The organism is Vibrio makurazakiensis, assembly GCF_050337375.1.
Classification (GTDB): domain Bacteria; phylum Pseudomonadota; class Gammaproteobacteria; order Enterobacterales; family Vibrionaceae; genus Vibrio; species Vibrio makurazakiensis.
Genome location: NZ_JAKJSW010000197.1, coordinates 1 through 7,875, shown reverse-complemented (window position 1 = coordinate 7,875; position 7,875 = coordinate 1). Strand labels below are relative to the sequence as shown.

The 7,875-nt window shown below is 41.4% G+C and carries 7 protein-coding genes; 2 read left to right on the top strand and 5 right to left on the bottom strand.

What is annotated here, in order from left to right:
• On the top strand, window positions 1-606 hold a 606-nt coding region (locus tag L4C33_RS17540), incomplete at its 5' end, for a phenylalanine 4-monooxygenase (RefSeq protein WP_428813699.1).
• Window positions 599-934: a 4a-hydroxytetrahydrobiopterin dehydratase gene (locus L4C33_RS17535; protein ID WP_428813698.1), complete on the top strand. Its 336-nt coding sequence runs from the start codon at window positions 599-601 to the stop codon at window positions 932-934. The genes L4C33_RS17540 and L4C33_RS17535, both read left to right, overlap by 8 nt.
• 133 nt (window positions 935-1,067) lie before the next feature.
• Here L4C33_RS17535 and L4C33_RS17530 read toward each other — a convergent pair whose 3' ends face one another.
• The 5 genes from L4C33_RS17530 to yccS form a co-directional block, all read right to left on the bottom strand.
• Entirely contained in the window at window positions 1,068-3,377 is a 2,310-nt protein-coding gene (locus tag L4C33_RS17530; protein ID WP_428813697.1) for a bifunctional diguanylate cyclase/phosphodiesterase, read from the bottom strand.
• 206 nt (window positions 3,378-3,583) lie between these two features.
• Window positions 3,584-4,843: a hydroxymethylglutaryl-CoA reductase gene (locus L4C33_RS17525; protein WP_428813700.1), complete on the bottom strand. Its 1,260-nt coding sequence runs from the start codon at window positions 4,841-4,843 to the stop codon at window positions 3,584-3,586.
• A gap of 218 nt (window positions 4,844-5,061) precedes the next feature.
• The gene (locus tag L4C33_RS17520; protein ID WP_428813696.1) at window positions 5,062-5,370 is read right to left on the bottom strand and encodes a hypothetical protein; all 309 of its coding nucleotides are present in this window, start codon (window positions 5,368-5,370) and stop codon (window positions 5,062-5,064) included.
• A 121-nt stretch (window positions 5,371-5,491) separates the two neighbouring features.
• On the bottom strand, window positions 5,492-5,653 hold the full coding sequence (locus L4C33_RS17515) for a hypothetical protein (protein WP_428813695.1): 162 nt from the start codon (window positions 5,651-5,653) through the stop codon (window positions 5,492-5,494).
• A 316-nt stretch (window positions 5,654-5,969) separates the two neighbouring features.
• The coding region (gene yccS / locus L4C33_RS17510; protein ID WP_428813694.1) for a YccS family putative transporter at window positions 5,970-7,875 on the bottom strand (1,906 nt) is incomplete at its 5' end.

The following is a 7,875-nucleotide window of genomic DNA, read 5'->3' as shown; positions in this document are numbered from 1 at the left end:
GATATTAATAGTATTTTATTAGAGAAAACGGGCTGGCAAGTTGAACCTGTACCGGCGCTAATCAATTTTGATAAGTTCTTTGAATTACTAGCAAATAAAAAATTTCCGGTTGCAACATTTTTGCGCAGCCGAGAAGAGTTTGACTACCTGCAAGAACCTGATTTTTTCCACGAAATTTTTGGGCATTGCGCGATGTTGACACATTCAGATTTTGCTTCTTTTACTCATCGTTATGGTCAGCTTGGTATGACCGCCACCAGTAAAGAGCGGGCTTATCTTGCGAGGTTGTATTGGTTTACTGTTGAGTTTGGATTAGTAAAAGAGCAAGGCCTGTCGAAAATCTATGGGGGAGGTGTTTTATCTTCTCCAGGTGAGACCGTTTACTCTTTAGATAGTGAGCGTGCGGTGCGTCACCCGTTTGATATTCTCGATGTACTTAGAACACCTTATCGGATTGATATTATGCAACCGATTTATTTTGAGCTAGAGTCGATCGCTGACTTATATCAACTTAGCCAATTAGACTTGATGAGCTTAGTTCGTCAAGCAATGGAACTTGAATTATACCCACCACAGTTTGAACCAAAGGAAGTAAATCATGCTTAATGAACAACGTTGCGAAGCTTGTAGTATTGATGCAATCGCTTTGTCGGTAGAACAAAGGAATGAACTATTTACTGAACTGGATAGTTGGGTAATGGTGGAGCGTGATGAAATTCCGCAGTTAGAGAAAGTGTATAAGTTTAAAAACTTTAAACTAGCTTGGGCATTCGCCGACCAAGTTGCCCAGTTGGCAGAAGATGAATTCCATCACCCATCTATAGTGTTGGAGTGGGGTAAGGTTACAGTTACATGGTGGAGCCATTCAATTAAAGGGCTCCATAAAAATGATTTTATTTGCGCGGCTAAGTGTGATGCGTTACTTACTGAATAAATAGAAATCACACACTATAAATGCAGGCGCAGCTAGCTCTTCTTAGCTGCGCTTTTTATTTCCCAGTAATCCCTGGATTAGTTAACTAGGTTCATCAAACAAAATTCCTGAGTGCTTGATTCATAGCCACTTTCTAGGCGATCTTGCAAGGATACTCAGAATTGGAAGAACGGTTACTTAATAGTTTAACTAACTCGTCTTTAGAGATAGGTTTAGATTTTAGGTAACCCTGAATATAATCACATTTGTAAGCACTTAAAGTGGAAAGTTGAGATTCAGTTTCTACCCCTTCGGCAACCACCGGTAATGCAATAGCATGCGCCATATCAATAATGGATTTACACAGCTTTCCTGCTTTGTGGTGTTGGTCATCAACATGGTCAATGAAGCTTTTGTCCATTTTCAATATATCAATTGGGTATTCACTGAGTACTGAAAGGGATGAATAACCAGAACCAAAATCATCAAGGTAGATGACGACTCCTAGTGCTTTCATCTCTTTTAAGATATTGACCGTACATTCAGTATTACTTAATAAAAGTGACTCGGTGATTTCTACGCCTATGAGATGTGGCGGGAACTGAGCGTTATTTAAAGAATCAATTAATGTATGCAAAATATGATTCGACTCGAACTGTTTTGCTGACACATTAATATTGACCCTTGGAACATTAGAAATATCAGGGTCAAGCCAAAGGGATTCTAGAGTACGACAGGCTTCTTTTACTACCCAATCACCAATGCGAACAATGAGCCCTGTTTCTTCTGCTATCGGAATGAAATCAGTAGGGGAAACATACCCGAACTCCGGGTGATGCCAACGTAGTAATGCTTCAACACCTGAGTAGGTTTGGCTATGTTGGCAGTAAATGGGTTGGTAAACCAAAGATAAGAGTTGTTGCTCTGTTGCCTGAGTTAAGTTTTGCTCTAACGTAAAGCGTTGTTTTGCCTGAACAAACATCGCGTCATTGAAAAAAACAACACCCTCACTAGTCGAACGTTTTGCGGTATACATAGCTGTGTCGGCCTCGCGCAGTATTTGCGCAAGTGTATACTGGGAATTGTCGACTAAAGACACGCCAATGCTAGCGCCCAAATGGCAGGTTCTACCATTAATGGTATACGGGTTAGAAAGCAACTGGTTATAGCGTTTCGCTATGTCATGTAAGGTTGACTCAGAAACATGATTAGCGAGGCAAATAACAAATTCATCCCCTCCAAATCGATAGCATATATCCCCTTGACGAGAACTGGTTTCTAATCGATTAGCGACTTGTTGTAAGACAAGGTCACCAATCAAATGGCCCATGGAATCATTGACCATTTTGAAACGGTCTAAGTCAATGAATAGCACCGCAAACCCATCTGGTTGGCTAGTGGTGATTTGTTTGACTCTTTCTGACAAGTGTTGGTTTAGTGCCTGGCGGTTGTAAAGGCCGGTTAGCTCATCTCTTACGGCTTGCTGTTCAATTGAGTGCGTTTTCTCTTCTACTAACTTGTTCGATATCTCAAGCCGATGAGTATAAAAGCGCGCTCCCCACGCGACTGTACAAGTCAGCATCAATATCAATAAAACACAGAAGCCGCCGTAAATAAGGGTGCTGTGACTGTTATCCAGCGTTGATACTTCAATTCGCCAAGTTCGATCGAGTAGCGGGATATATAAGTGTTTTGATCGAATAATTTTTCGCTCCAATCCCGTTCGCTTAACCAAATCACTATTCAAATGAGACTGAAAGATAGGAGCTACGTTATCTGAGAGCGATGGGTAGACTTTTATATTGAGTGATTGGGCGTTTACTTCATCTTGCCAAGTGATGCCCAAAAATTCATAAAAGAGAATGTTAGCCACGATGAAACCATTCAAATCATTATGTTCATCAATAACTGGAAGAAAGAGCTTACTGCCTTCATTACCCTCTTGTATTAGGTTGGTTGCTACAGGGGAGTTATTTGTCATGGCTCTATGCATTGCTAATGTTTCATTGCATGAGCTCCCTAGTTGATGACCTAAATAATCACTGCCTTCAAATTGAGGTGAAACATAAAAAATAGGGAAGAGGTCATTCGCAACCTTTGTGTCACACAATAGGGTATGGGTTGGTTGTACTTTATATCCTAATTGACCTTGCTTAGTGGCTTTTAGTTCGAGCTTGGTAATATCGGAAGGAGACGTTTTAGGTGCCCATAGCAAAGACTGTATGCCTGAATCAATTCCTGTTTTTTGATTTAGGAAGTCCTGAAACTGAGATTGAGTGGGGTGGTTTGCATGCAATAGAAAAGCACGAGTTGAATCCATCAAGTCGGTGACAGAAGCAAAAGAAGAGTTGAGTGCTTTAATCTTGTTATTGAATTGGATATCGAGCTGATCTTGTAATCGACGTGATTCATAAAAGCCAATGGTTAAGAAGCTCGCAATAGCCGTAAGGTCCCGATGAACCAAATGAAACGAGTAGCTCGATAACTGAAAGAACGAAACACACTATAAAACCCAATTTCTTATAACTAGGTTTTATAATAATTATCTTGTCAATAATTGCAAATGATAACTGTTTCTATTTCTGTTTTGTTGGGAGGTAAAGTAAGCAGTTAGTTGTTTCTGCTTACTTATTAATCCATTGGGTTAAATACCTAGGGGTAGGGTTTGAACTACCTAGCCAACTTATGGTGAGCTCTGGAGAAGTGACCGGCACAGAAAGCACCGACAATTGATAGTTCACCGGCTAAACAAAGTGCAGCACAGACTTCTGCTAGGGCTTGGGATTTACCATTACCATGCAATCCCATTAAATCTAAGCATGCCTTTTGGCTTGGAAGGCCAGTTCCGCCGCCAACAGTACCCAACATTAGGTTTGGTAAGGTAACACTTGCGTATAAGTCACCATTCTTGCTCATTTCCATTCGAGTCATACCAATTGCAGACTCAGCCACACAAGCTGCATCTTGACCACATGCAATATAAAGAGCCGCGAGCGCATTAGCATAGTGAGCATTAATACCAATAGTGCCGCTGAGAGTGCCGCCCACGGTTGTCATTTGGCCGAACTGAACCATTTTTTCTGGTGTTGTATGCAGGTACTTTTTGACAAGTTCCGCAGGAATATGGATTTCAGCGGTGACTTTTTTACCGCGTACACTTCGAAGCGTTTGCGAGTTGGCTTTTTTATCGCCAGATAGGTTGCCGTCTAAGAATGCGTATTCAGGTTCAACAGGAGTGTTGTTGATGATGTGCTCGAACACTGCATTGGTAGCGATGGTTACCATATTCTGACCAGATGCGTCTCCAGTCAAAAACTCAAACACTAGGTAAACGTGGTTGCCTTCAATGTTGATATTGATGTCGGTAAGTTTGCCATGAGAGGTCGTCGCCTCTGCGATTTCTTTGAATAGGTCATATTGGGTAACAGCCCAAGCGACGAACTGACCAGCTTCAACCAAACCATGAAAAGCAAAAGCAGGGGTGCGAGTAACCCCTTCATTGAGCAGCATAGCGCGAGCACCACCACAAGCTGTTAATAGCTTTGAACCACGATTGTAAGAAGCAACGAGTGCTGCTTCAGTCGTTGCAAGAGGTACAAGGTAATCGCCTTTGGCGAACAGACCATTGACTCGGAGAGGGCCAGAAATACCTACTGGAACTTTAACAGTACCAACAAAGTGCTCGATGTTCTTTTCATAAGCTTGAAATTGCTCAAGCGTATGCGGATCAAGTAGTTCTTCTTTAGCACCCTCATTATTGAGTGATGTCCAACGGCGCACTATGTTCTTTTCTGTTAGAAAAGGACTTGGCGTTAAAGAGTTGGTTGGCTTTGTGAAGTTGGGTTCGAGTCTTGACTCTAATTCTTCTGCGGAGAGATCGCCCCCTAAGATGGAAACATAGTCACGGCGGTGCAGATTGAGTTTTGGCATATTGGTACGACGTAAATAATTTGGGTTGATTCTACCGAGTAAAATATTAGAAACAAGCTCTGGATATAAGGAGTTACAGTTTGCTGCTATCTGAGTCATAAATTGGCGGAAATTTAGGCTTTTCGAGGCGTTTTTTATTAAAAATGACGAATGGTAAGCCCTAATTATCTAGCGGTTTGGTTTACAAACTCGGCAACTTAAAAATTTATGTTGGATAGCTAAATATGGATGTCGAGTAAGCTACCTATCACTTCGTTATTCCGCTCAATAACGCTAGCACCTATACGGTTGTAGCTTGAACTTTGAGTGAGTTTCATTAAAGCATCGCTCTGAGAAGCTGGAGGTGGCTCTGACTTTTCTTCTTGGGATTGAGTATCATTTTTAGGGAGTTCAGCATTGTTAAACGATAAGTCGTTACTTTCTTGTTCTTGCTGGGATGCTTGGTTTATTTCCAACGCGGCTTCTTCAGCCATCTTGGATGATTGCTGAATGAGTTGGTAACCAGACTGTACACCTGAAATTGGCATAATATCCCCGAAGCAATAACTTACTTTGTAAGTCTAGAACGATGAAATTATGAACGCAACGTTATCGTAGGAAATGCATGTAACAATCGACTCAATTTCGAGTCAATTTGAGCGATTGTCGTTAGTTAAACAGTGCGGAGATCATCGAATGCTCTTCATCAGTGATTAGCTGAGTTGGCTGATCATCTAACGATTGGTGGATCTCTCCTTGTAGCGATTTTAATTGCTGTGGAGTAAGTAAAATGAGTTGCTGTTTTAGAGCTTCAAATTGCTGTGTATTCATAATGTGAACCTTTTTGACTTTATTGACGCTATGAACGTCAATCTCATCAATTCAATGATATTGATTAGTTAGCATTGAAAAATTGGGTTGTTTTGAGTGAGGTCCTTTCTTGCAAAACTTATTTTCCAGATGATGAATACACTATAAATTCTACTGGTTAGTTTTTGTCCGAGAACTGTCAGGTAAGGTCAAAGGAAAGTCAATCCGTTACTGAGATGAGTCCAATTATTTGGTGCGATTATGTCTTACTAATTTAGATAATGTTGGCTATAGAACAGAACGTCCTATAGCCAATTAAATGGGGCTGTTTACTTGTTTACTTGTTTACGCGAACTGCAAACTTAGTGGCGAGTGAATGTAGCTCTGGCAACATTCGATATATTAGATGCAATTGCTGAAGTACCATTCTTACCGAACCTTCATCTTCTTCACGCCATTCTGTCAGTCGGGAGTCTAGGTCAGAGTCGTAAATATCGCTCACATCACATTCTTCACAGTGGCTGTATAGTTGCTGATTAAGCGCCTCTAAATGCTGGTGGATTACTCGATGGGCATCTAGAACCAGCTTATGTGTACTCTCATCATCAATTCTTGTTCGGTGCGCACCTAAAGCCGATATGTAGCTAAGTAACGCATGGTTAAGTGTTAAGAAACGAAAGCTTTCATCAACTGCCATCCGGTACTTGCCTGGTTCGACTAACATGTTGCTTATTGCAGACGCTAAATTGGCATCACTGTTATGAGCAGAGCGGCGTGCAATCCGATAGTTAAGGTTATCTTTTTTACCGATTCGATATTGACCAATAATTTGACCAAGGTACAACTTGTTATGATCAAGCGCGTCGGCCATGACCTTATGTAACCGTTTCGACTGCCAGTCAGGTAGGATGAAAACAACGGCCAGTACAGCAAGTAAACAGCCGATAAATGTGTCGGCAAGCCTTGGTAAAATAACCGCGTATCCCTCTCCTAATTGATTAAAGCAGAACAGCACTAGCAAGGTAATGAATGCTGTGGCAAAACCGTAGTTATTGATTCGGAAAGCAAAAAACATCACTCCGCTAACAACAATGAATACCAATTGGCTTTCTTGAGAGGGGAAGAAAGTCAGTAAAAGTACGCCGATAAGCAAACCTGCGATAGTACCAATCACACGCGCCGTTAATTTTTGACGCGTTGCGCTGTAGTTGGGCTGACAAACAAACAGTGTCGTTAATAATATCCAGTAACCGCGTTCAATCTCGAAGCCCTGAATAATGCCGTAGCCAAGAGTTAATGCTAGTGACATGCGAATCGCATGACGAAACAGCATTGAATCTTTATTTAGATTGGCTTTTATCTTAAGCCACATTGCCTTCAAGGTATGTGGGTTTGTGTCATCAAGCGTGTCTTCTTCTAGCTTCTCAGCATCAGGGTTATTAATGTTCGATAACTGCTTTTCAACCGTTGCAAGGTTGTTGAACAAGTACCCCAATTGTCCCAATAAACTTTTCCATTGCGGATTGTTTTGTTGTTGTAAGTGTTCTAGTGACGACTGCAACTCATCCAATGCCATCATTGATTTGGTGTCATGTTGATATTCAGCCCCAACCTTTAAAGAGTTGGCAATATCACGACAGGCATTGGCTTGAGCCTCAAGTAAGTATTTAAAACGGAAAAGAACATCAGAGCGCTCAAAATGTTGCGCTAACTCCTGGTAGCGGTAATGGCTCGAACTTACTCGCTCGTGGATATCTTGAGCCATGAAATAAATGTTTAAGAAACGGTCACTTGGACCATCAATATGCCCACGTTTAGAACGGTTCAACAGTGTCATTTTACATGTGTTTAATGCCTGTACCGTGCTGGCATTATTCTTGGCTTCAGTGATACGAAAAGGTTGTGGTATTAAGTCTCTCACTGGATGAAATAGCTCAGACTTTGAATCCATATAAGTAGCAATATTGGAAAATACATTGGCCAAATTTTGCTGAACAGGCTGCATTGGCCAGAATATTTGCCAGATCATCGACATGAAATAATACCAAGCCGCACCAGTGAGCAATAGTAAGGGTTGGAACCATAGGTTATGGCTTTCATGGGCACCAAGCATGGTGTAAATGGCAATCAATAAAGAGCCAAACGCGATGCTTGCGTATTTTGGACCAATAGCGCCGAGCATAATGAACGTAAATGTGGAAACAAACAGCCCCAATGAAAACAGCCACGGAGTGTTGAATAAG